Source organism: Algoriphagus sp., from assembly GCF_024642405.1.
In the GTDB taxonomy this organism is placed as follows: domain Bacteria; phylum Bacteroidota; class Bacteroidia; order Cytophagales; family Cyclobacteriaceae; genus Algoriphagus.
Genome location: NZ_JAHEBC010000005.1, coordinates 1 through 20998, shown reverse-complemented (window position 1 = coordinate 20998; position 20998 = coordinate 1). Strand labels below are relative to the sequence as shown.

13 protein-coding genes are annotated in these 20998 nt (G+C 36.8%); 11 read left to right on the top strand and 2 right to left on the bottom strand.

The window, feature by feature from the left end:
* The first annotated feature begins 58 nt into the window (after window positions 1-58).
* The 3 genes from Q0L68_RS00920 to glmS all read left to right on the top strand — a co-directional run bounded on the left by Q0L68_RS00920 (window position 59) and on the right by glmS (window position 4162).
* On the top strand, window positions 59-871 hold the full coding sequence (locus tag Q0L68_RS00920) for a glycogen/starch synthase (protein WP_206585320.1): 813 nt from the start codon (window positions 59-61) through the stop codon (window positions 869-871).
* Window positions 831-2201, top strand: coding sequence for a DUF4270 family protein (locus Q0L68_RS00915; RefSeq protein WP_296698072.1), 1371 nt, complete (start codon window positions 831-833; stop codon window positions 2199-2201). Before Q0L68_RS00920 ends, Q0L68_RS00915 begins: the two co-directional genes overlap by 41 nt.
* Window positions 2202-2320: 119 nt before the next feature.
* Window positions 2321-4162, top strand: coding sequence for a glutamine--fructose-6-phosphate transaminase (isomerizing) (glmS, locus tag Q0L68_RS00910; protein WP_296698069.1), 1842 nt, complete (start codon window positions 2321-2323; stop codon window positions 4160-4162).
* A gap of 31 nt (window positions 4163-4193) precedes the next feature.
* Here the strand turns inward: glmS and Q0L68_RS00905 are convergent, their stop codons facing one another.
* Window positions 4194-4418: a Kazal-type serine protease inhibitor family protein gene (locus tag Q0L68_RS00905; RefSeq protein WP_296698067.1), complete on the bottom strand. Its 225-nt coding sequence runs from the start codon at window positions 4416-4418 to the stop codon at window positions 4194-4196.
* 113 nt (window positions 4419-4531) lie between these two features.
* On the opposite strand from Q0L68_RS00905, the gene prfA reads away from it, so the two are divergent.
* On the top strand, window positions 4532-5608 hold the full coding sequence (prfA, locus tag Q0L68_RS00900; RefSeq protein WP_296698064.1) for a peptide chain release factor 1: 1077 nt from the start codon (window positions 4532-4534) through the stop codon (window positions 5606-5608).
* Between the two features lie 85 nt (window positions 5609-5693).
* The gene (locus Q0L68_RS00895; RefSeq protein WP_296698060.1) at window positions 5694-6224 is read left to right on the top strand and encodes a GNAT family protein; all 531 of its coding nucleotides are present in this window, start codon (window positions 5694-5696) and stop codon (window positions 6222-6224) included.
* 7 nt (window positions 6225-6231) lie between these two features.
* On the opposite strand, the gene Q0L68_RS00890 is transcribed toward Q0L68_RS00895, so the two are convergent.
* Window positions 6232-8967: a YCF48-related protein gene (locus tag Q0L68_RS00890; protein WP_296698057.1), complete on the bottom strand. Its 2736-nt coding sequence runs from the start codon at window positions 8965-8967 to the stop codon at window positions 6232-6234.
* A gap of 229 nt (window positions 8968-9196) precedes the next feature.
* Between Q0L68_RS00890 and Q0L68_RS00885 the strand changes: the two genes are divergently transcribed.
* From Q0L68_RS00885 to Q0L68_RS00860, 6 genes are all read left to right on the top strand, one after another.
* On the top strand, window positions 9197-9841 hold the full coding sequence (locus Q0L68_RS00885; protein ID WP_296698054.1) for a DUF3365 domain-containing protein: 645 nt from the start codon (window positions 9197-9199) through the stop codon (window positions 9839-9841).
* 322 nt (window positions 9842-10163) lie between these two features.
* Window positions 10164-13316, top strand: a complete 3153-nt coding sequence (locus Q0L68_RS00880; protein WP_296698051.1) for a TonB-dependent receptor — start codon at window positions 10164-10166, stop codon at window positions 13314-13316.
* Window positions 13317-13327: 11 nt separating this feature from the next.
* The gene (locus Q0L68_RS00875) at window positions 13328-15187 is read left to right on the top strand and encodes a RagB/SusD family nutrient uptake outer membrane protein (protein WP_296698049.1); all 1860 of its coding nucleotides are present in this window, start codon (window positions 13328-13330) and stop codon (window positions 15185-15187) included.
* 55 nt (window positions 15188-15242) lie between these two features.
* Entirely contained in the window at window positions 15243-18581 is a 3339-nt protein-coding gene (locus Q0L68_RS00870) for a VCBS repeat-containing protein (RefSeq protein WP_296698046.1), read from the top strand.
* Window positions 18582-18639: 58 nt separating this feature from the next.
* Window positions 18640-19599, top strand: coding sequence for an SUMF1/EgtB/PvdO family nonheme iron enzyme (locus tag Q0L68_RS00865; protein WP_296698041.1), 960 nt, complete (start codon window positions 18640-18642; stop codon window positions 19597-19599).
* Between the two features lie 18 nt (window positions 19600-19617).
* Entirely contained in the window at window positions 19618-20928 is a 1311-nt protein-coding gene (locus Q0L68_RS00860) for a Gfo/Idh/MocA family oxidoreductase (protein ID WP_296698039.1), read from the top strand.
* The last annotated feature ends 70 nt before the right edge of the window (window positions 20929-20998 follow it).

Sequence of the window (20998 nt, the reverse complement as noted above, 5' to 3'; positions counted from 1 at the left end):
TTTTTTTATTATCTTTGTGCCGTTGTTTATCACCTAATAACGCTAAAATCCAAAGAGCATGTCAAAACTACGTATTCTCTACGTTGCCAGTGAAATCAACCCTTTTCTCCAAACTTCCGAAGTAGCAAATTTCTTAAGATCACTTCCTCAAGCTATGCAAGAGCGAGGGATGGAAATTCGTATTTTGGTTCCTAGATTCGGATTGATAAACGAAAGAAAAAACAGATTACATGAAGTTGTTCGACTTTCAGGGATCAATATTGCAGTTGGCGAAGAGGAAAAGCCTTTAGTTATAAAGGTTGCATCAATTCCAAATGCAAAGCTTCAAGTTTATTTTATCGATAACGAGGACTATTTCCAGCGTAAAAGTGTATTCCACGATAAGCAACAGAAATTTTATGAAGATAATGACGAACGTGCAATTTTCTTCTGTAAAGGTGTTATCGAAACAGTAAAAAAATTAGGTTGGGCTCCTGACATTGTACATTGCAACGACTGGATGACCAGCTTAATACCAATGTATTTGAAAACTACCTACAAAAATGAGCCTTTGTTCAAAGATACTAAATCAGTATTTGCGATATATAACAACGGATTTTCTCATACCTTTGGCGATGATTTGTTAAACAAGGTTAAGATGGTGGACATTGATGACGCAATTTTAGCACCTTTGAAAAGCAAAGACTTTGAAGGCTTTATAAGCATGGGTATGCAGTATGCAGACATGGTAGTTAAAGGCGGAGAAGTTTCAGATAAATTGAACCAACTAATAGAGGATTTCTCAAAAGACAAGAAGTTTGAAATCAGCATCGAAGCAGAAGAACAGGCTCATGAAGAGCTCTACGGCATTTACACAAGTCTCGCCGGTTAAATTGGCCTTTTTGGCCATCTTGTCCATTATTCTAACAAATTCTTGTAGTGACCCTGCCACAGTAGGTATAGAACTTGCTCCTGAAAATAACCAAATTGGTGTTTTCTTCCAGGATATTGAGTTTTCAGCTGAGGTAGTGTTATTGGATTCGTTCAATACTACCAACAAAGGTAACTTGATCGTTGGGGTGGAAGAGGATGCCTATTTTGGAAAAACTGAGGGGACTGGATATTCTAGATTGTATATAGATATCTCTGATGAAAGACCAGAATCCGAAGCATTTCTTGACTCTATGCTATTTGATGTGGAGATAATAGGTATAAACGGTACAGAATTAGATCAGCCAAAGTATTTATCAATCCATAGATTAACTGAGCCAATTTTAGATACTGCATACTATAATTTTGATAGACTGCAGTATGAAAATGAGCCAATTGCCTCTGGTGAATTTACTTATGAGGAGGCTCAAGATACTATCGTTTCTCTTCAAATAAGCGAGGAATTTAGAGAAGAGCTTTTTGGCAAAATCAAAAGAGGATTGGATTTTGAAGATTTATTTCGATTTAGAGAATATTTACCTGGGATGGCTTTTAAAGGAAGAGCAGGGGATAATACCACGCTAGAAATTGAGTTAGGTCAAAATACTCGGATAGCCACATATTATCATTACCTTGGAGATACTAGTTCAACTTTATATGAAATAAATACTACCTCTTCTAGATATTTTAGTGGTATTGATAGTGATCGATCAGGTACACCAACAAGCGTTGTAACTGAGCCTAAGAAAAATTATTCCACAGGATCGATGGTAGGCCTAAAGTCTGGTTTAGGGATGGTGATAAAGTTAGATACAAGCCCTTTGGATGCCTTTTTGGATACGCTTTCCGGTATCACGTTTAATCAGGTGAATTTATCAATTGGAGAAGTTGAATCATTGTCTGAAGACCAGAACCCACCACAAGCATTGTCTATCTATTTCACTGATGATAGCAATAGTTTTTTAAAGAGTAGAAATTCAGTTTACTTCACTGTTCAAGCGGACGGACAATCACAGGTTTTTATCAATGACGATGGAGACGAAGTTCCTAATGTTACAGCCCCGGCTTCTTTAAACTTTGATTCAGAGAATAATACGTATAGTCAATTAATTACCTCCCATGTTAACGCGATTTTCCGTGGTAAACTTATAAGAAAGGATTGGTTGCTATATGGAGGTTACATTAGTAGTGCTTTAGGTACGAACAATGACCCATTTAGACAGTCCTTAAGACAATTTAAAGTAGATAAAGATAAAGTTAAGGTTCAAATTATCTATTCAAAAATTAGGTAATCACTCATTTAAAAAATTGACTAAGGCCTACTTCTTAATTTTTAAGAAGTAGGCTATTTTTTTTGGCCTGATTCATGTTTATTTGCGTAAGTTTTAAAATCAAATAAGAATTTTTCAATATGTGTGGAATTGTAGCGTATGTAGGACAGCAAGAAGCTCTACCTATAATAATTAAAGGCCTCAGGAGATTAGAATATAGAGGTTATGATAGTGCGGGGGTTGCTCTTTTAGATGAAAATGGACTCGGTATTTATAAAAAGAAGGGGAAAGTTTCTGAGTTGGAAAAGCATTTAGAGGCGAGTGGAAATTTGAAATCTAAGATCGGAATTGGTCATACAAGATGGGCAACACATGGAGAACCAAACGATGTAAATGCACATCCTCATTATTCTTCTTCAGAGCATTTGGCAATAATTCATAATGGAATCATTGAAAATTATGAAGTTTTAAAGAAAGATTTAGAGAAGAAAGGATACCACTTTCAAAGTGATACAGATACAGAGGTTTTCATTAAGTTCATAGAGGATATTTATGCAAATAATGATTGCAGTTTAGAAGAGGCTTTACGATTAGCACTTCATAAAGTAGTAGGTGCTTATGCAATAGTTTTGATAAACAAAGATGAACCAGATACTTTGATTGCGGCAAGAAAAGGATCTCCTTTAGTAATAGGTGTTGGTGAAGATGAATATTTTTTGGCTTCTGATGCTACTCCAATTATTGAGTACACCAATAAGGTAGTTTATTTGGATGATTATGAAATTGCCGTTATCAGAAACAATAGGCTTCAGGTTAAAACTATTGAAAATGTAGAAACCAATCCTTATATCAATCAATTAGAGCTGGAATTAGAAGCTATTGAGAAGGGAGGATACGAGCATTTCATGCTAAAAGAAATCTATGAGCAACCAAAATCTATTGCGGATTGCCTCAGAGGAAGACTCGATGCGAAATCCGGAAGATTGGTACTGGGTGGCTTAAGGGATTATATGAATAAATTCCAAAATGCCGAAAGAATCATCATTACTGCTTGCGGTACATCTTGGCATGCCGGGCTAGTTGCTGAATATCTTTTCGAAGAATTTGCAAGAGTTCCTGTGGAAGTAGAATATGCTTCTGAATTCCGATATAGAAATCCTGTATTGAGTGAAAAAGACTTTGTTATTGCAATCTCACAATCTGGAGAAACTGCAGATACTCTGGCGGCAATTGAGCTCGCAAAGTCAAAAGGAGCGACCATTTTTGGAGTTTGTAATGTGGTAGGATCCTCAATTCCAAGAGCTACTCATGCTGGATCTTATACCCATGCAGGGCCTGAAATCGGTGTTGCCTCAACAAAAGCTTTTACTGCACAGATTTCTGTCTTGGCTATGATGGCATTAAAGTTAGGATATCAAAGAGGTACCCTTCCCGAAAGTAGATATATCCAATTACTTCATGAATTAGCATCTGTACCCTCTAAGGTGGAAAAAGCCTTAAAATCAAATGATGCTATTAAATACATTGCAAGTGAGTACAAGGATGTTCGAAATGCTTTGTATTTAGGCAGAGGATATAATTTCCCTGTTGCTTTAGAAGGGGCTTTAAAGCTTAAAGAAATTTCATATATCCATGCTGAAGGATATCCTGCCGCTGAAATGAAGCATGGACCTATTGCTTTGATTGATGAGGAGATGCCTGTGATATTTATTGCTACTCAAGATAGCTCTTATGAAAAAGTAGTTAGCAATATTCAGGAAGTGAAAGCAAGAAAAGGGAAAGTGATAGCAGTGGTGACCGAAGGGGACACGACAGTTAAAGGGATGGCCGATCATGTGATTGAAATTCCTGCAATCCATGAAGCTTTTGTTCCTTTGATCGCTGTTGTTCCTTTACAATTACTTTCATATCACATAGCAGTCATGAGAGGTTGTAATGTAGATCAACCTAGGAATCTTGCTAAATCTGTTACAGTAGAATAAATCCAGAGGCTGTCCTAAAGGGCAGCCTTTTTTAATTACAGACTCCTTCTGTCCAAGAAATGACTCCAGCCATATCGGCTTCGCAAGCATTTCCGTATGATTTGCCATCACAGCCACAAACTGGCCTATAATCAAGAGTACAAGCTCCTGTTCTTATCCTTTCAGGATTTACACAGTTTTTAAATGGCTCTTCATTTTCGCAAGCCATTGCAAAAAATAGAAGAATCATGCCAAAAGAAATTTTTATAGTTTTCATGCTTCTAAAACGCAATTGAGTATAATTCCTCTACTTAAAACCTGATTTATAGTTTTTATTTGGTTTTCAGCCAACCGATAAATTTCCCTACTTTTGCATCGCAAAGAAAAATTATGCTGGACAAATTACAAGCCCTAAAAGATAGATTTGAAGAAGTTGGCCAATTGATCGTATTGCCGGAAAGTATGGCAGACATGAGTAAATACGCCAAGCTGACTAAGGAATATAAAGACCTTGAAAAGATTGTAGAGGTTTATGATGAATATAAATTGGTTCTTCAAAATATTACAAGTTCCAAAGAAATCCTGGATAAAGAAAAAGATCCTGACTTTAGGGAAATGGCAAAAGCTGAAATTGATGAACTAAAAGAAAGAAAAGAAGTCCTTGAAGCAGATTTGAAGCAATTGTTGATACCAAAAGATCCAAATGATTCTAAGGATTGTATTTTGGAAATCCGAGGAGGCACAGGTGGAGATGAGGCCGCCATATTTGCTGGTGATTTGTTTAGGATGTATGAGCGATTTTGCGAAATGCAAGGCTGGAAATTGACCGTTCTTGATTTGACTTTTGGTTCAGCAGGTGGATATAAGGAGATAATTGCAACCGTATCAGGAGCTGATGTATACGGAATGCTCAAATATGAATCCGGTGTCCACAGAGTTCAGCGAGTTCCCGCTACCGAATCACAAGGTAGAGTTCACACTTCTGCAGCCTCAGTAGCGGTACTTCCTGAGATGGACGAAGTAGAAGTAAATTTGGATATGAATGATGTAAGGAAAGATACTTTTTGCTCTTCAGGTCCAGGAGGGCAGTCTGTAAACACTACTTATTCTGCTGTTCGTTTGACGCATGCTCCTACGGGTTTGGTGGTGACCTGCCAAGACGAGAAATCTCAGATTAAGAACTTTGAAAAAGCGTTGAAAGTTTTGCGATCAAGAATTTATGAGATAGAATTAGCTAAACATAACGAAGCTGTTGGGGCCCAAAGAAGATCTATGGTAGGAAGTGGAGATAGATCGGATAAGATTAGGACTTACAATTATTCGCAGTCTAGAGTTACAGATCATAGAATTAATAAAACAGTTTATAATCTTCCTGATGTCATGGATGGGCATATTGAGGATTTTATATCCGCATTGCGTATGGCAGAAAACCTCGAAAAGATGCAATCCTCCGGAATGGAAGATTAGGCAGGATGTTTGCATTAATAATCTTAGCAATTTTATTTTTTTTGAGATAAGCCTATTATCTTGAAGAATAAATCAAACAACTTTTATGAATATCGCAGGAGAAAGAGAAATAAGTTTAGTGACCTGGAACGAGTCACATTTCCATCAACTTTACCCTCTTGCAAATAATCCGAAAATTGCGATGAATTTGAGGGATAGTTTTCCTCAACCTTATACAATTCACGATGCCAGACATTGGATAGAGCATAATCAGAAGTTCAATCCACCCCAAAATTTTGCTATTGAATTTGAGGGTAAATTAGCAGGAGCAATAGGAGCCGAAAGAGGCAAAGATGAGCTTAGGACTAACATGGAGTTGGGATTTTGGGTGGGAGAACCATTTTGGGGAAAAGGTATTGCAAATGAGGCTGTGAAGCTTTACACCAAATACATTTTTGAAAAATTTGATATACAAAGATTGTATGCCCAGATCTTTGACTTCAATGGACAATCAATGAATGTATTGGAAAAAGCAGGCTACATCCCAGAAGCAATTTTGAAAAAGGGGTTTATTAAAAATGGAGTGATTGGTGATATTTTCCAATATGTAATTGTAAGAGGAGAACATAATCCCTAAACCAATTCTAATTGATTATTATTTTTTTGGTAACTGAGTTACTTTGATTTCTCAGCCTGAGCAACAATAATCCTTTTGGAAGTTCTGTCATAAATATCTCGGATTGACCTTCCAAAATATTTCTTTTAAAAACCTCTTGTCCAAAAGCATTTAAAATCACTATTTCATTATAAAATGAAAGGTTTTCAGATGAAATAGTTAAGGTCCCTCGACTGGGGTTTGGGAATATTTTTAAATCCTTTTCGGTATTGGGTTCTACCCAAGTTATAATATTCACGTTAATTTCTAGCTCACTAGATGGGCCATTATTACAATTATTTTGAGGGGTGACTTTTAATAGAAAATCTCCTTCATTTAACCACTCGATAAGAACAATATTAGTGCCCTGGCCAGAAAGAATACTTCCTCCATTCCCGCTAATTTCCCAATAGTAATTTATCCCCTCTATATTTTCTACCTGATAAAAAGATTCTCCAATTCCAAGTTGGTTTTCTCCAAAAATCGCACTTGGTTGGTCTGGAGGAGCACTTACGTTTATTTTTTTGATGATGGGAGTGGATTCTCCACAACTGTTTTCTAAAACCACAGTAAGTATTTTTTCACCAACTTCATTCCATTGGATAAGCACTTCTGAGCTGGTTTGCCCGGAAATTATTTCTCCACCTTCGGCCTGCCAATTATAAACAACTCCTGCTTCCAAGGGTAAAGAATAAGTTTCATTTAAATTGGTACAAACTGAACCAAGTCCTTGAATTTCTTTTTCATTATTTGGTTTTGTTAACACCTCTACTTCTAAAGCAGATGTTTCACCATTTCCACAAAAGTTTTGACGGCTTACAAATACTCCTTGCCTTCCAATTTCCGTCCAGTTTACCACTATGGAATTGGTACTTTGCCCAGAGATAATTTCACCGCCATCTACTCTCCAGACTATCTGTGAACCGGTAATATTAGTGTCTTCAACATAATAGGATGATATCCCTAAACAGACATTTGTTTCTCCGGAAATTTCGCTGATTCCAGGAGGTGTGATGCAGGTGTAGTTCAAAAGAGTTCCATCATCGCCTGCCGCAAAAGCTACAAGCGAATTTCCCATGCTTATTGAATTTAAATTCCTTTTGGTTCCACTTTTAATCTGAAGCCAGGTTTCTCCTCCATCTTTTGATTGAAGGGTTAAGCCGTTGTCACCCGCAATAATTCCAATATTTTCATCCCAAAAATCAACTGAATTTAGATTTTCTGTAATATCAGAATTGATAAGCCTCCAAGTTTTTGCTTGGTCGACAGATTTTAGAATTACTCCTCCATCCCCTACAATTATCGCTGTGCTAGAATCTAGTTTTGAAAGTGAATTGAGATTTTTGTCAGTTAGTTTGGGAAGGTTTTCCCAAATATTACCACCATTTGTCCAGCTAATTTGTCCTTTTTCACCAATTGCAAAACCTACTTGAAAATCAAAATAGGTGACATCTTTCAAATTTTCTGAGGTATTTGTGGCAATATTGGAATCCCAGGTAACTCCAGAATCAAAAGATCGTGCTATATACCCATTAGTCCCTGTAATGTATAATACAGAGGGTGCAAATAAATAAAAGCCAGTTATGTCATATGTTGTTTCTGCAGGCACCGATATCCAGGTTCTTCCGGAGTTACCAGTCCTAAACATTTGGCCAGTTTTACTAGCAGCGTATCCAAAGCTAGTATTCCAAAAATCTATGTTTTCAATATCTTTTATCTCAGGTAAGGATCGATCAACCAAAGACAAAGCTCCATTTGAAGTAAAATAAAAAGAACCATTTTGTCCAGAAACAAAACCAACTCTATCAGATTTAAAATCAATAGAACTAAAGTTATTTCTATAACCAGCCAGTTTAGTTGCCCAACTTGTCCCTGCATTTGCTGAGTTAATTAAATAGCCATCTTGTCCAACAGCAGTAACTTGATTTGTTCCTGGAATGAATTGAAGGCTTTTTAAATTCCTAGTATTTCCGGCTCCAAGGTTTGCTTTAGAAAATGAAACTCCAGAATTAGTTGATTTAATAGAAGTTGCCTGATCTCCTATGATTACTAGGATTCTCGGATCAATAAGACTAATATCAATTTGATTTAATTCTACAGTTACCCCAGAATTTAAGGTCGTCCAATTGATACCGGCATCTTCAGTTTTGAGAACAATTCCTGATTCTCCTACTATATATCCTATTAAATCACTCGAAAAAGCTATTGAATTTAAGTTGTTAGTAATTGGTAGGTTTTTTTTCGAAAAGCTATTGCCTCCATCAATTGTTGTCAATAATGCACCATTATTGCCCACAATAAATCCTTGTTCGGTATTTAAAAACAAAATCTCATTGAGCGAGGAATTAACTGAAGAAGCGATGGACTTCCAAGATGTCCCTAAATCCAGAGATTTATATATTCCACCGGATTCTCCTACTATGATCAGGCTTTTCTCATCAATAAATGAAATGCTAAATAAATCCGAATCTGTTGGACTATTGATTTGACTCCATTGACCTCCTCCGTTACTTGTTTTTAAAACAATTCCATCTACTCCTACAGCAAAACCCAGATTCTCATCCCAAAATTTAATCTTGTTTAAGCGGCTAATTTTTGGAATATCAATTTCTTGCCAAGTTAATCCTCCGTCTGATGTTTTTATAAGTAGGTTTTCACCCGCAGCAAATCCCACTAAAGTATTTACCCAAGTAACTGATTCTAAATCCAATCCCCAACTTTGCATTCTTTGCCAAGTTTGCCCAAAAAGTAAATTGCCCAAAAAGAGATAAATGATAAAAAAGAAAAAAGGCTTCCGCATAGAGTTAATGCAAGTTATAAAACAAAAATACGCTAAATCCTTTCTTAGCAAAGTGAAGTAAAAAATGTCTTTTTGTTGATTATGACTTTTTGGGTTGAATTAAATAAAATCCGTTAATGATTTGTACTTTTAATACAGTAGAATTTAAATAAATATGAAAAACAGATATACTTATATCCTTTTGGTATCTATCATTATTTCATGCGGTCCAAGAGAAAGGGTATCGAAAGAGGTCTTTGATGAGGTAAATAAGAATATGGAAATAAAGAGGTTAACTGAGGTTGAAATTATTCAGGAAGCTATGATCTGGGGTGATTCTATCAGTAAATCTGCACAAGAAAATTTGATCACAAATCTACAAAAAGCGATAGAAGAAGGCGGGATGCCTCATGCGATCGAATTTTGTAAGGAAAATGCAAGTCAGATAACTAATATTTCAGAGGACATTTTAATTCGGAGAGTTTCAACCAAAAATAGAAACTCAAATAATTATCCAGATTCTCAAGAATCTCCCATTTTGGATGCATATGCTTACAATGCTGAAAATGGTTTAGAAAGTGAACCCAATATTCAAAAAATTGAAAACGGAGAAGTCTATTTATACACTAAAGCGATTATTTTTCCCGGAGGTATTTGTTTGAGTTGCCATGGTGAACCTGGTTCTCAGATTTCTGATCCGGTTTTAAATGCATTAGAGAATCTTTACCCTGAAGATAACGCAAAAGGTTATAAAATGGGAGAATTGAGGGGAATGTGGTCACTAAGAATTCCTAAGAAAAAAGTAGTTGACAGATTGTAACTATTACATTTGAAAAATGTTTTTAAAAATAATTTCGAAATAAACTTTTTAAGGATTTGATAAAAATAAATAAGATTTTTTAACAATAATGAATTAAAAAATAGATTTGATTTTTGATTCAATAAAAATGAAAAAATTCTATTATTTCGAAAATCCAATTCCTCTGTAAAAAAACACAATTTTCTCTTTTTTATAGCCATGCAATCGATTGAATGCGATAAAATACAGTCAGAATTCAAAAATATTCAGTGAGAAATTGGTTAGATTTAATGACAACTTTAATAGTTAATTTTATAAGTGCAACCCAAACCAATAACCGTGTATGAAAAACTCTACTCGATTTAAGCTTTTTGGCTTAACATTTTTAATGTTTCTGGGCATTATGGGCTCAGTAATGGCACAGACCCGGGAGGTGTCTGGAGTCGTGATTTCAGGGGAGGATAATTTGCCCCTTCCTGGTGTTTCCGTTTTAGTGAAAGGTACTACAGTAGGTACAGTTACAGACATAGATGGAAATTTTAGAGTAAATGTATCTGGATCAGATGCTACACTTGTATTGTCCTTTATAGGATTTACCACACTTGAAGTTCCTGTCGGAGAACGAACTTCTTTTGACCTTACTTTAGTACCTGATACCAAATCTTTGGAAGAGGTTATTGTTGTAGGTTATGGTGAGCAAAAGAAAGAGACTATTACCGGTTCGGTGGCTACCGTAAAAGGTAAAGATCTTGTCAAGTCTCCTGCAATGAACTTATCAAACTCTCTTGCCGGACGAATGGCAGGTGTGGTAGCGGTAAACAGATCTGGTGAGCCAGGTTATGATGGATCCGGCATTCGAATCAGAGGTAGCAATACCTTAGGTAATAATGAGGCTCTTGTTGTAATCGATGGTATTCCCGACAGAGCCGGTGGTCTTCAAAGACTTAACCCAAATGACATCGAGAGCATTTCTGTATTGAAAGATGCTTCTGCTGCTATTTATGGTTCCAGAGCTGCTAATGGTGTAATCTTGGTTACTACAAAGAGAGGTGCTTCTGGAGCTCCAGAATTAACGTTCCAAGCAAATCAAGGTTGGGCCCAGCCTACAGTAGTTCCTGACTTGGCCAATGCTGCTCAATATGCAGAAATGTTAAATGACTTGGATATTTACGCATTGCCAACTTCAGAATGGGATGCTGCGAATGAGGCATATAAGCAAAGTGGCGAATATGTTAGGCCAAATGGTCAGGTTCGTTCTGCACCATATTCTCCTGATGAATTAGAACTATACAGAAATGGTTCTGATCCTTGGTTTTATCCAAATACCGATTGGTATGACGCGACCTTGAAGAACTGGTCACCTCAAAGCAGATATAACTTGCAATTGGTTGGTGGTAGTGACAATGTGAAGTATTTGACTTCTTTAGGTTATCAAAATCAAGATGCATATTATAAAGATGCAGCAACAGGATACAAGCAGTATGATTTCAGAATCAACTTGGATGCGAATGTCAATAAGTATGTGAAAGTTGGCTTGGGCATTGTGGCTAGAGAGGAATATAGATTCTTCCCTACCAGAGGAGCAGGCGCTATCTTCCGTATGCAGATGAGAGGTAAACCAAATCAGCCAGCTTATTGGCCAAATGGCAAACCTGGACCAGATATCGAAAACGGTGAAAATCCAGTTGTAATTACTACAAACCAAACTGGTTATGACCGTGATAAGAGAGATTACATTCAGACCACAGGAAATTTAGAAATTAAGATTCCTGGAATAGAAGGATTGAAATTTACAGGTACAGCAGCTATCGATAAGTATATCCAAACTACAAAAAGATGGGAGATTCCATGGACTTTATACCAATTAGGTAACGGTTTTGAGCCAGATGGCGTAACTCCTGTTTTGGTACCAAGTAAAAGAGGTCCTGCTGAACCAAGACTTAGAGAGTCTAATAGCAACCAGTTGAACATTCTTTTAGGGGGTGTATTTAATTACGATAAGAAGTTTGGTGAAGATCATACATTAAACGTGGTTGCTGGTGTTAACAAAGAAACTGTAGAAGGAAATAACTTTAATGCATACAGAAGATTCTTTATTTCAACAGCAATTGACCAGATGTTTGCTGGAGGTGATTTACAAAAAGACAATGGTGGTGGAGCATTCAACCGCGCTAGATTGAATTACTTTGGTAGAGTAGCTTATAACTACAAGGAAAAATATCTTGCAGAATTTCTTTGGAGATATGACGGTTCTTACATTTTTCCTGAGGATACCAGATTTGGTTTCTTCCCAGGCATTATGTTGGGTTGGGTAGTTTCTGAAGAGAATTTCTGGAAAAACTCACTAGGTGGAACATTTGATTTCTTCAAGGTTAGAGGTTCTTGGGGTCAGCTAGGTAATGATCAGATTGCTGAATATCAGTTCTTATCCACTTATGGATTTAGTTCATACATTATTGGTGGAGCTGAAACTAAAACTCTTTTTGAAACTAGAGTTCCAAACGAGGCAGTTACTTGGGAAGTTGCAAATAACTCTAACTTAGGTTTTGAGGGTCAGTTTTTACAAGGTAAAGTGTTCTTCGAATTCGATTTGTTCTACAACAAAAGAACAAACATTCTTTGGCAAAGAAATGCTTCAGTTCCTCAAAGTACAGGTCTTTCCTTACCGGCAGAAAATATTGGAGAAGTTGAAAACAAAGGATTTGACTTGAACCTTGGATTAAGAGGTGGAAAAGGTGAATTCCAGTATTCTGTCAGTGTAAATGGTGGATATGCTAAGAACAGTATCCTTTTCTGGGATGAGTCTCCAGGAGCTCCAGAATGGCAGCAATCAACCGGTAGTCCAATGAATACATTCTTGGTATACCAATATGCTGGTGTTTTCCGCGATCAGCAGGATATTGATTCTGAGACTATTGACTATACCGCAATTACTAATGCTTTACGTCCAGGTGATATGAAGTATGAAGATTACAATGGTGATGGGAAAATTACTCCTGATGACAGAGTGAGAATGGACCAGAATAATATTCCAACATTCCAGGGCGGATTGAATTTCTCGGCAAACTTCAAAGGATTTGATTTGGCAATCTTATTCCAAGGAGCATTGGGAGCAAGACAATATGTTAGTGCTGGAGAATCAGGAAACATCGGTAACTATTTGTTAGATATTTATGAAAACAGATGGACAATCGATAATCCTAGCAGTACCGATCCAAGAATCGCTAACAGATCGGATCAGTATTACTCTAATGGCAATACATATTGGTTCAGAAAAACTGATTATTTAAGATTGAAAAACTTGGAGATTGGATATAATATTCCAGCGACTCTTACTGAGAAAATTGGTGTAAGAAATGCAAGAATTTATGTAAACGGTTTAAACTTATTGACTTGGGATAAGTTAAAAGTCTATGATCCAGAATCTAGTAATGCAACTGGTCAATATTATCCACAGGCTAGAGTTATCAACACTGGTATTTCTGTTTCATTCTAAAACTTGACAACATGAAAAATAATTTAAAACATTTAGTAATAATGCTGACAGCATGTTTTACCATGCTAAGCTGTAATAATGATTTCCTGAATACTGATCCCCTCGGGGAAGTATCTCAGGCAGCAGTGTGGAGTGATCCAGCACTAGCTGAGGCTTTTGTAACTGGAATCTACCAAGGTTTTGGAAATGGTGGTTTTGATGAGCAAATGCTTGCTTCACTAACTGATGAAGCCATTTTTACTCACCCAGGTCGTGGGATTACTACCATTACAGAAGCGAGAACTAACTCAGCAGATGATGGATGGGTAAACAACACTATATTTTGGGGCAATATGTATAGCTACATCAGAAGAGCTAACATTGCTATAGAAGAATTATCTGAACCACAATTTCCGAATGATGGGGGAATTGTTGACAGACTTCTTGGTGAAGCAAAATTTATGAGAGCTTATTATTATCACCAGTTGGCTAGATACTATGGTGGAATTCCTTTAATCGACAGACCATATGGCCTAGGAGAGGAAACCTATGAGGCGCCAAGAAATACTTGGGAAGAAACTATCAATTTTATCGTTTCTGACTTAGACGATTCTGCTTCATTATTAGCTGGAAAATCCATGGCTGCAGGAAGAGCTTCTGAATTGGCAGCTCTTGCTCTGAAGTCGAGAATATTGTTGTATGCTGCGAGTGACTTACATGATGGTCCTACTGCTTCTGCAAATTCTTCTTTGTTAGCAGGTTTTTCTGATTTGGATTTACTTGCTTACCCTAGTGGTGATAGAACTCAAAGATGGCAACGTGCTCAGGCCGCTGCTAAAGCAGTTCTCGATAAAGCATCTGGAAACCTATATGGACTTTCTGAGCCAGTTTCTCATGAACAAGGCATTCAAAATTATATCAATAATTCACTTTCAAGAAATGGTGGTGAGAATGAATTGATTATGGCAAGATATTTCATCAATGCTAAATTAGAGAATGGCGGACGTCAAGGATTGTTCAATGGCCCAAATGGGTATAATAACTGGGCAGGAAATAGCCCGGTACAGTTATTGGTGGATGATTATGAAATGATGGATGGTACTCTGTTTGACTGGAATAACCCTGAGCATGCAGCAAATCCATACGAAAATCGTGATGCTCGTTTTTATGCTTCTATTCTATACGATGGAGCTCAATGGAAGCCAAGATCTTCTGCAAATCAACCAAAAGATCCATTAGGACAAATTCAAACTGGTACCTATGAGGTAACTGATGCCTCCGGAGCTAAAGTAACTCACTTTGGTTTAGATACTAGAAATAGTTCTATTGAGGATTGGAATGGTAGCTATACTGGATATTATATAAGAAAATTCGTTGATCCGGATCCATCTATTGTCGACCAGAATACTTGGCAAGAAGTTCCATGGCCTATCTTAAGATATACTGAAGCTGTTTTGAATTATGTGGAAGCTTCTCTTGAGCTTGGTCAAGAAGATGAGGCTAGAGCATGGTTAAACCAAATCAGATTTAGAGTGGGACAGCCTGCATTGACTTCAAGTGGATTTGAATTAGTAGAAGATTACCGAAACGAAAGACGTATTGAAATGGCTTATGAAGAGCAGAGATATCATGATGCTCGTCGTTGGATGATAGCAAATATAACTCTTGGAAGAAAAGCTAATACAATTAGTATTACAGGTACTTTGAAGCCAGGTGCAAGTGTATCTGTTTACAGATATGATCCTGAACTTTATAATTATGTTTATAAAGTCGTGGACATCGATCCAGGTAAGGAAAATCGAACTTGGCTAGACAAGATGTATTATATCCCGATTCTAAGGGATGAATTAAACAGAAACACTAATCTGATTCAGAACCCTGGATTCGAATAAGTTTCTTAAATTTCCAAGCCACTCAATTTGGGTGGCTTGGATTTTTAATACCGTTATGAAAAAATTAGTACCCAGTATTACCTTAGTAGCCCTCTCTATTTTTTTTTCTTGTTCGAATAAACCAGAAGTTGAAAAAGTCCAAGAACCAACAACTCCACCACTCTTTAAGCTTATAGACCCTAATTTCTCAGGTGTTAATTTTCAAAACACACTAAACGAATCCCTCAACTTAAATGTACTGATGTACGAATACCTCTATAATGGTGGAGGTGTTGCAGTAGGGGATTTAAATGGAGATGGATTTGAGGATATTTATTTTTCGGCTAACGTTTCCGGCAATCAGCTTTATTTGAATCAAGGATCTTTTCGTTTTCAAGAAGTATCGAAAATATCAGAAACAGTGGGAAGATCTGGTCCATGGAAGACTGGAGTAACTTTTGTCGATATAAATGGAGATAATAAACTTGATATTTATTTGTGTTATTCAGGAAATCTGATTCCTGAAAAGCGAAAAAATCAATTGTTTGTCAATCAGGGGAATGATGAAAATGGTATCCCTTTATTTAAAGAAATGGCAGATGAATATGGAATCGCTTCAGGTTCCCCGAGTACATCTGCAAGCTTTTTTGACTTTGACAATGATGGAGATGTTGATCTTTTCCTACTAAATCATAATACTAAATCAACACAAATACTGGATGTGGCTGTGACTAAGTCTGCTCTCAAAGAAAAACATGAAGCGGGTCCACAACTCTTTGAAAATACGAATGGTAAGTTTATTGAAATAACTCAAAAGGCTGGGATTTCCAGTTCAAGTTTGTCTTATGGTTTAGGCTTGGCTATTTCTGATATTAATGGAGACGGCTGGCCGGATATTTATATCGGGAATGATTATACGATTCCAGACTACCTTTATATAAATCAAAAGGACGGTACTTTTAAAGATCAAATTCTGGAAATGATTGATCATGTTTCTAATTTTTCCATGGGAAATGATATAGCTGATATCAACAATGATGGATTGGTAGATATCATGACTTTGGATATGATGCCGGAAGATAATACAAGACAAAAATTGCTTTTGGCTCCTGATAATTATGAAATATTTGACTTAAATGTCAAAAAAGGCTTTCATCATCAATACATGAGAAATATGCTTCATGTCAATAATGGAGATGGGACATTTTATGAAATTGGCCAAGTTGCCGGTATTTCAAATACCGATTGGAGCTGGGCATCTTTGTTTGCAGATTTTGATAATGACGGTTGGAAGGATTTGTTCGTCAGTAATGGGTATTTGAGAGATTATAACAATATGGATTTCCTCAAATACATGGATAATTACGTTCAGACATCAGGAGGTAAATTGAAAAGGGAGGATCTATTAAACATGGTGAAAAACATGCCTTCTTCGAATTTGACAAATTATATCTATAGAAATAATAATAATCTGACCTTTGAAAATGTCACAAAAGATTGGGGATTAAGCCAGCCAGCCAATAGTAATGGAGTTGCATACTCAGACCTTGACAATGATGGAGATTTGGATTTGGTCATCAATAACATCAATTCAAAAGCCTTTCTATATCAAAACCAAAGCATAGAAAAAGACCAAACTAATTATCTTAAAGTAAGATTGATTGGAAATGATAAAAACACCCTTGCCCTTGGTGCATCTGTCAAGCTTTATAATCAAGGCATAACTCAATTTTTAGAGCAAAATATCCATAGAGGATTTCAGTCTTCCGTTTCGCCAATTTTGCATTTTGGGCTAGGTAAAGCATCCAAAATTGATTCCTTGATAGTGACCTGGCCAGATGGAACTTTGACCATAGAAACGGATATTCCTACTAATCAATTCTTGGAATTAAATCAATCTGACGCAGGCAAAAATTCTGCTTTTGGTAATTCCTCACCTTCCCAGTTATTTAATGCTTCCTTAGAAATATCAATTCCTGAAGGAAAAACCATTAATGATTTTAAAAGACAACCTCTTTTGACCAATTCCATTTCAGGAAACGGAAAGGCTTTTGTAGCCCAAGATTTTAATGGAGATGGAGAAAAAGATTTATTTATCGGAGGAGGCGTGGGTATTAGTGGGAGGATCTATTTCCAGAACTCGACTGGAAATTTCTCAAAAGTCGACTCAACAGCATTCCAAGAAGCAAGTACCTCCGAAGATTCCGACGCCATCTCTTTCGATGCAAATGGAGATGGTTATTTTGATCTTTACGTAAGTAGTGGAGGTGTTTATGACTTCCAGGAAAATGATTCAAGGCTAAGAGATAGATTGTACCTCAATGATGGAAAAGGAAAGTTTTCTTTTGCGGTAAATGCATTGCCTGCTGAAAATTTTTCTACTGGAGTTGTTGTAACCATTGATTTAAATGGAGATGAAGCCCTCGATTTATTCGTAGGAGGGCGCATAATTCCCGGTCAATATCCTTTGTCTCCAGGGTCGAGAGTTTTGATAAATGACGGGAATGGAAAATTTTCAGACCAAACAGAAACTTTAGCACCTGAATTAAAGAATTTAGGAATGGTAACTGACGCTGAAGTTGCAGATTTGAATGGAGATGGTAATGGAGAATTGGTTGTAGTTGGGGAAGCTATGGCAATCCAAGTATTTGGCAATTTAGAGGGGAAATTAAAAGATGTGACTTCCGATTACTTTGATCAAATGGAAGTTGGTTTTTGGAATAATTTATCCATAGATGATTTTAACGGGGATGGAAGTCTAGATATTTTAGCAGGAAATTTAGGGTTGAATTCTCAATTGAGGGTATCGGATGAAAAACCAGCAGAGTTACTTTTTAAAGACTTTGATGGCAATGGATCCATTGATGCCATATTGAGTTCTTTCATAGGTTCTAATAGATATCCAACAGTTAGTCGAGACGAGTTATTGGGGCAAGTTAATTTCCTTAAAAAAAGATATTTAGATTTTAAATCTTTCGCTTCTGTAAAGACAGATGATATTTTTACGCCAGAAGAAAGAGAAGGCTCTAAGAAAATTTATATAAACCGACTCAAGACAACTCTATTTGTCGGAAGTCCAACTGGTAAATATGAGGAGAAAGATTTGCCACTTCAAGCACAGTTCTCTCCGGTCTTTACCAGTATATATCAGGATTTAAATTCAGATGGCTATAAAGATTTGATTTTGGCAGGTAATATGAACCAAACAAAACTTAGGTACGGAAAATATGATGCTAATCACGTCATGGTATTTTTAGGTAATGGCAAGGGCGATTTTACCTATCAAACCAAAGTGACTTCCGGAATATCAGTAAAAGGAGATATCAGAAATAGTAAGATTATCGATAACAAATTGCTTTTTTTGGTAAAAGACAGTGGGGTTTTATCCTATTCTTTCCTTTCGTCAAAAGATTAAGTGTTTTTAAAAAATTACTGATTAATTTACTTTCTAATTTTATTCCAGTCCTATTATAATGAAAAGAGTAGTTGTCCCGGTGATACTAATCGGTCTTTTGGCGTTTTATATAATTGAAAAGCCATTGTTTGAGGCATATAGTCAAAAAATTCCTGGAACTCCGGTCACCTTCGATATGACTCCTATTGAGGGAGGTACTTTTGAAATGGGGTCATCTTCAAGTCTAAATTCTGACGAAAAACCTGTTCATAAAGTTAAAGTAGATCCATTTTGGATGGGGACACATGAAGTCACATGGGATGCTTTCGAATTGTTTTTAGATAAAAATTATGAATTAGCGATTTCTGAAGAGCCCATAGGAGAAATTGTTGATGGATTAACTCGGCCTAGTTTACCATATCTGGATATGACTTTTGGAATGGGTAAAGAACATAAACCTGCCATTGGAATGACTCAATATGGAGCTATTCAATTTTGCCATTGGCTTTATCTGAAAACCGGATTTTTTTATAGACTCCCAACAGAAGCTGAATGGGAATATGCAGCAAGAGCAGGAACAAATACGAAGTATTTTTTTGGAGACGATTCTGCTAATTTAGATGTGTACGCCTGGACAGCAGAAAATAGTGATGGGATGACCCAAATGGTGGCGAAAAAGAAGCCTAACCCATGGGGCCTTTATGATATTTATGGCAATGTCTTGGAGTGGACAGCAGATCAGTATGATCCAGAATTTTATAAAAACTCCCCTGCGAATAACCCATTAAATCCCGCAGAATCTTTATATCCAAGAACTGTCAGAGGCGGAAGTTTCAAAACTCCAGCTGAAGAGATTAGTTCGGCAAAAAGATTTTTCAATGATCCCAAATGGAAACAATTGGATCCTCAAATACCAAAAAGCCAATGGTGGTTTCCAGAGGCTCCTTTTATAGGTTTAAGATTAGTTCGTCCACTTAATCCTCCAAGTCCAGAAGAAATTAATGCTTACTATACCGCAGCACCAATTGCGGACTATTAACCCTAAAATGACAAAACTATGAAAAACACAAGGAGAGATTTTATTAAAACATCTGCGCTAGCTACTGGTGGGGTACTTGCTGCTAATTCTTTCGTAATTCCCGGTGCATATGCTGCTCCTGAAACCCATCTAAAACTTGCGTTAATCGGTTGTGGAGGTAGAGGAACAGGAGCTGTATTCCAAGCAATGGAAACAGGACATCCAATTAAACTGGTTGCTATGGCTGATGCCTTTAGAGATAGATTGGATGGAAGTTTAAAGCCAATTTTAGATAAATATGGAGCTGAAAAAGTTGATGTTCCAGAAGATAGAAAGTTTGTTGGATTCGATGCTTACAAAAATGCTATAGCCGAAGCTGATGTTGTTATCCTGGCCACACCTCCAGGTTTCAGACCTGATCATTTTACTGAAGCGGTAAAACAAGGAAAACAGATTTTCATGGAAAAACCTGTGGCGACGGATGCGGTAGGGATACGTAAAGTTTTGAAAGCTGCTGAAGAGGCGAAAGCAAAAAAACTGAATGTGGTAGTAGGTTTACAGCGTCACTATCAGGATAATTATAGAAAAACTATTGCAAAAATTCATGCTGGAGAAATTGGTGATATTATAGGGGGTCAAGTTTATTGGAATGACGGAGGCGTTTGGGTAAGACCACGTAAACCTGAGCAAACTGAGATGGAATATCAGATGAGGAACTGGTATTATTTTAATTGGCTTTGTGGAGATCATATCACAGAACAACACGTGCATAATATTGATGTTGCAAATTGGGTGAAGAAAGGATATCCTATTAAAGCAGAAGGTACTGGAGGAAGAATGGTAAGAACAGGAAAAGAATTTGGTGAAATTTTCGATCATCACACCGTTCAATTTACTTATGAAGATGGAACGGTGATTCACAGTGAATGTCGCCACTTCCCTGGTGCTGCGAATCGTGTTGATGAAACATTCCAAGGAACAAAAGGAACAGCTTATTTAAGTGCAGGAAACCATGGGGTCTTAACAGATTATACCGGTAAAAAACTTTATGAGCATGATCGAGAAAATAATGTTAATCCTTATCAGCAAGAGCATAATGAACTTTGGGCTGCACTTGTAAATGGAGAGTACAAATTCGCTGATGCTGAAAATGGAGCTAGGAGTACCATGACATCGATTTTAGGAAGATACGCTACATATTCTGGGAAAGTAATAACCATGGATGAAGCTATTAACTCCGAAATCAATCTTTTCCCAGATACCTTAGCTTGGGATGCAACTCCTAAGTTGGTCCCTGATGCTGATGGGTTCTATCCACATGCGATTCCTGGAAAAACTGTAACGGTATAAATCATGGAAAGAAGAAAATTTTTAAGAAACCTTGGACTTAGTGGCTCGGCCTTGACATTTGCTTCGGGAG

Coding starts and splice junctions, on each gene's coding strand:
- Q0L68_RS00870 (WP_296698046.1), top strand. CDS start 15,243: ATGAAAAAATTAGTACCCAGTATTACCTTAGTAGCCCTCTCTATTTTT.
- Q0L68_RS00875 (WP_296698049.1), top strand. CDS start 13,328: ATGAAAAATAATTTAAAACATTTAGTAATAATGCTGACAGCATGTTTT.
- Q0L68_RS00915 (WP_296698072.1), top strand. CDS start 831: ATGAAGAGCTCTACGGCATTTACACAAGTCTCGCCGGTTAAATTGGCC.
- Q0L68_RS00860 (WP_296698039.1), top strand. CDS start 19,618: ATGAAAAACACAAGGAGAGATTTTATTAAAACATCTGCGCTAGCTACT.
- Q0L68_RS00895 (WP_296698060.1), top strand. CDS start 5,694: ATGAATATCGCAGGAGAAAGAGAAATAAGTTTAGTGACCTGGAACGAG.
- prfA (WP_296698064.1), top strand. CDS start 4,532: ATGCTGGACAAATTACAAGCCCTAAAAGATAGATTTGAAGAAGTTGGC.
- Q0L68_RS00920 (WP_206585320.1), top strand. CDS start 59: ATGTCAAAACTACGTATTCTCTACGTTGCCAGTGAAATCAACCCTTTT.
- glmS (WP_296698069.1), top strand. CDS start 2,321: ATGTGTGGAATTGTAGCGTATGTAGGACAGCAAGAAGCTCTACCTATA.
- Q0L68_RS00880 (WP_296698051.1), top strand. CDS start 10,164: ATGAAAAACTCTACTCGATTTAAGCTTTTTGGCTTAACATTTTTAATG.
- Q0L68_RS00905 (WP_296698067.1), bottom strand. CDS start 4,418: ATGAAAACTATAAAAATTTCTTTTGGCATGATTCTTCTATTTTTTGCA.
- Q0L68_RS00890 (WP_296698057.1), bottom strand. CDS start 8,967: ATGCAAAGTTGGGGATTGGATTTAGAATCAGTTACTTGGGTAAATACT.
- Q0L68_RS00865 (WP_296698041.1), top strand. CDS start 18,640: ATGAAAAGAGTAGTTGTCCCGGTGATACTAATCGGTCTTTTGGCGTTT.
- Q0L68_RS00885 (WP_296698054.1), top strand. CDS start 9,197: ATGAAAAACAGATATACTTATATCCTTTTGGTATCTATCATTATTTCA.